This is a genomic window from Bergeriella denitrificans NBRC 102155 (genome assembly GCF_001592185.1).
Taxonomy (GTDB): Bacteria; Pseudomonadota; Gammaproteobacteria; order Burkholderiales; family Neisseriaceae; genus Neisseria; species Neisseria denitrificans.
This window is the reverse complement of record NZ_BCWL01000198.1, coordinates 1-3,779: the sequence shown is the minus strand read 5'-3', so window position 1 is coordinate 3,779 and position 3,779 is coordinate 1. Positions and strand designations below refer to the sequence as shown.

Annotated in this window: 3 protein-coding genes; 2 read left to right on the top strand and 1 reads right to left on the bottom strand. The window is 59.0% G+C overall.

Going from position 1 to position 3,779, the window contains the following annotated elements; genetic code table 11:
- Positions 1-38 precede the first annotated feature (38 nt).
- Positions 39-1,391 carry a 23S rRNA (uracil(1939)-C(5))-methyltransferase RlmD gene (rlmD, locus tag BDE01S_RS09035; RefSeq protein WP_066080493.1) on the bottom strand — a complete coding sequence of 451 codons (1,353 nt, stop codon included), beginning with the start codon at positions 1,389-1,391 and terminating at the stop codon, positions 39-41.
- Positions 1,392-1,644: 253 nt separating this feature from the next.
- Between rlmD and BDE01S_RS09030 the strand changes: the two genes are divergently transcribed.
- Both BDE01S_RS09030 and argC read left to right on the top strand, forming a co-directional pair.
- Positions 1,645-2,598 (top strand): L,D-transpeptidase, encoded by a 954-nt coding sequence (locus tag BDE01S_RS09030; RefSeq protein ID WP_066080490.1) that lies wholly within the window; start codon positions 1,645-1,647, stop codon positions 2,596-2,598.
- An 81-nt stretch (positions 2,599-2,679) separates the two neighbouring features.
- Positions 2,680-3,726 carry an N-acetyl-gamma-glutamyl-phosphate reductase gene (argC, locus tag BDE01S_RS09025; RefSeq protein WP_066080485.1) on the top strand — a complete coding sequence of 349 codons (1,047 nt, stop codon included), beginning with the start codon at positions 2,680-2,682 and terminating at the stop codon, positions 3,724-3,726.
- Positions 3,727-3,779: the final 53 nt, after the last annotated feature.

Below are 3,779 nucleotides of genomic sequence, written 5' to 3'. Positions count from 1 at the left end.
GCCAACGCCGTAGCAGAAATTACCCTCCGACTATATTTTCAGACGGCCTTTTTCCGTTCAAATACACCTATGGATTCCACATGCGCGGTTTGGGCAAACATATTCATCACGCCGGCGGCTTTAAATACATAGCCTTTTGCCACCAACACCTGTGCATCGCGGGCAAAGGTGGCCGGATTGCACGACACATATACAATCCGCTGCGGCAGATACGGCTCATGCAAAGCCTGCACCACGGCATACGCCCCGCTGCGCGGCGGGTCGAGCAGCATTTTATCGAAACGCCCCCACGATGCGACAACCGCTTCATCGGTATCAAACAAATCGGCGGCAAAAAAAGCGGTCTGTGCTTCGCAGCCGTTGCTCCGTGCATTGTCCTTCGCACGCGCTACCAAGGCGGCAGAGCCTTCGATGCCGACCACTTCCGCCCCGCTTTTGGCCAGCGGCAGGCTGAAATTGCCCAAGCCGCAGAATAAATCGGCCACCCGCTCGCCGGGTTTCGCGTCCAGCAGGCGCAGCGCTCTGCCGACCATCAGCGCATTGGTTGCGGCATTGATTTGCGTGAAGTCGCCGGGGCGGTAAGGCATTTCGATGCCGAACTCGGGCAGCGCGTAAGCCAAATCCGGCGCGTGTTCGGGATAAAACGCCTGCGCGGTATCCCGCCCGCACTGCAGCCAAAGCTGCCGCGCCGCGCCGCCCTGCGTCCAATCTTTATCCAGCCAAGCCCGCAGGCGTTGCAGATTGTTTTCAGACGGCATCTTGCGCCAGCCCAAGTTGGCGACGCTCAGCTTTTCGCTGCGGTAAAACTCGACAAATTCCGCCCAATCGCCGCCGTCTGCCATCTGCTGCAACACCTGTTTTAAAGAAGGCAGCGCGGCCGATATATGACGCGGCAAAATCAGGCAGGATTCGATGTCCACCACATCATGGCTTTTCTGCGCCTGAAAACCCAATTTCAGACGGCCGTCTTTCCCCCGCGCCACGCGCAGGCGCGCCCTGTCGCGATAATGCCACGGTGTGCCGTAGATGGGCGGCAGAATCTGCTGCGGGCGGACTTTGCCGATACGCGCCAGCTGCTCTTCCATAATCCGCTGTTTATACGCCACCTGCGCTTCGGGCCGGGCGTGTTGCAGCACGCAGCCACCGCAGCGGCCGAAATGGCGGCACAGCGGCGTAACGCGTTCGCCCGCAGGCTGCAGGATGCGTACCGCTTCGGCTTCGTCAAACTGCTTCTTGCTTTTCGTCACCCGAAACGCCGCTTTTTCAGACGGCAGCGCGCCTTTGACAAATACCGTTTTGCCGCCGATACGCGCCACGCCGCGTCCTTCGTAATCCAAAGAAAAAATATCCGCCGCGATACCGCCCGGCTGCCCGTGTTGTTTATCCATCATCTTCCATTTGAAACTGGCGCGGCGCTTTGCCGCCGAAATATATCGTTGTTGCGTTAAATTGAAACAAGAGACTGCAATGCCGTATCAATCTCATGCAACGACTGTATATTTTCGCACAAATTTCCGATGATTAAGGTATGATAGACGGTACTTTTTTCCATTACCGTCAGAGCAGGCGGTTTGCGCCGCAGCATGATGCTGCCGGTCTTGCGCCGCACTGCTCCGAATTTATTTGCCAAACAGACCACAAACCATGAAAAAAACCCTTTTCAGCCTGCTGATGCTCGGCCTGAGCGCCGCTGCTTCAGCCAACACGCCTCTGCCCGACATATCGCCCGTATCGCAAGGCCAGCACGTTGTGATTAATATTCCGCAGCAACGCCTGTTTCTCTATACCGACGGCAAGCTCACCAAAGCCTATCCCGTTGCCGTGGGCAAAGCCGCCACGCAAACCAATCTGGGTGAGCACAAAATCGGCGTCAAAGCCTACAATCCGACCTGGCACATTCCCAAGTCCATCCAAAAAGAGCGCGGCGACGGCGTAAAAACCATTCCGCCCGGCCCGAAAAATCCGCTCGGCCCGGTATTCGTCCGCCTCGGCGATCCCAAGCTGGGCTTGGGCATCCACGGCACCAACGCCCCGAGCAGCGTGCCCGGCGTGCGCAGCCACGGCTGTGTACGTATGAAGTCGCCCGATGCTTTGGAATTTGCCAAAACCATCAGCACCGGCTCGCCCGCTTCAGTGATTTACCAAATGGCTTCGCTCAACGAAGATGCCAATAAAAACCTGTGGCTGGCCGCTTACCGCGACCCCTACAAAAAGAAAAACCTCGATACCGCCGCGCTGCGTAAAAGCATTGCCGCCTGGGCCAAAGCCAACGGCAAAACCATCAATGCCAAGCGCGTCGATGCGATTTTGAAAAACGCCACCGGCGCCGCCAACTGCCTGACCTGTGCACCCAAAGTCAAGATGAAAGGCCCGCTCAAATCGCTGGCCTGGACTTCGGGCAGCGCCGCATACAGCAAGCCGAAAGCCGCGCCTAAACCGGTGCCGGTTCAAAACGATACCCTGCCCGACGGCTCTGCGGTAGAAGTCGATGCTTCAGATACACCCGACATCCCGGCCGTATCCCTGCCGCGCATCCCCGTACCCGCCGCACCTGCTGCTCCGACACAGGACGGAGAATCGGTAGAATTGCTGTTTTAATGTTTCAGGCCGTCTGAATATGCCGCCAACCGGCTTTTTCAGACGGCCTGTTTTCCCTAATCCGCCCCACGGAGTTGCTCCATGACCCAACCCATCAAAATCGGTATCGTCGGCGCGACCGGCTATACCGGCGTCGAACTGTTGCGCTTACTGGCCGCCCATCCCAATGCGGAAGTTACCGCCGTCACCAGCCGCAGCGAAGCGGGTACGGCGCTGGCCGACTATTTCCCCAGCCTGCGCGGCGTATATGATTTGGTGTTCCAAACGCCCGACGAAGCCGCGCTCGAACGCTGCGACCTCGTCTTTTTCGCCACCCCCAACGGCGTGGCCATGAAAGAAGCTCCGCAACTTTTGGCTCAAGGCGTGCGAATCGTCGATTTATCGGCCGACTTCCGCCTGCAGGATCTGGCCGCATGGGAACAATGGTACGGCATGAGCCACGCCTGCCCCGATGTCGTCGCGCAAGCCGTTTACGGTCTCAGCGAAATGAACCGCGATGCCATCGCTGCCGCGCAAATTGTCGCCAACCCCGGCTGCTACCCGACCTGCGTTTCCCTGCCGCTGCTGCCGCTGCTGCGCGCAGGCCGTCTGAAAACGGGCATGCCGCTGATTGCCGACTGCAAATCGGGCGTATCCGGCGCAGGGCGCAAAGCCGCCGTCGGCTCGCTGCTGTGCGAAGCCGGCGACAACTTCAAAGCCTACGGCATCGGCGGCCACCGTCATCTGCCCGAAATCCGCCAAACCCTTGCCGCCCTGCAGGAAGGCGTTGCCCCCGGCTTCGTCTTCGTCCCCCATCTCACGCCGATGATTCGCGGCATGCACGCCACCCTCTACCTGCACCTGACCGACGGCTGCCCGCCCGACGAAATCCTGCGCGACTTCTACCGCGACAGCCCTTTCGTCGATGTAATGAACCCCGGCAGCACACCCGAAACCCGCAGCGTGCGCGGCGCCAACCTTTGCCGCATCAGCATCCAGAAAGCGGCCGGGCACGACGATGTATGGGTGGTCTTATCCGTCATCGACAACCTGGTCAAAGGCGCTGCCGGCCAAGCAGTACAAAACATGAACATCATGTTCGGCCTGCCCGAAAACACCGGGCTGCAAAACGTTCCGCTGCTGCCTTAACCGCATTCCGCCGCAGCCCGACAATCCATCTATAGTCATTTAAATAAGAATGG

What these genes read in the sequence shown, in the direction of transcription:
- rlmD (WP_066080493.1), bottom strand. Translation starts at nt 1,391, where the DNA reads ATGATGGATAAACAACACGGGCAGCCGGGCGGTATCGCGGCGGATATT.
- BDE01S_RS09030 (WP_066080490.1), top strand. Translation starts at nt 1,645, where the DNA reads ATGAAAAAAACCCTTTTCAGCCTGCTGATGCTCGGCCTGAGCGCCGCT.
- argC (WP_066080485.1), top strand. Translation starts at nt 2,680, where the DNA reads ATGACCCAACCCATCAAAATCGGTATCGTCGGCGCGACCGGCTATACC.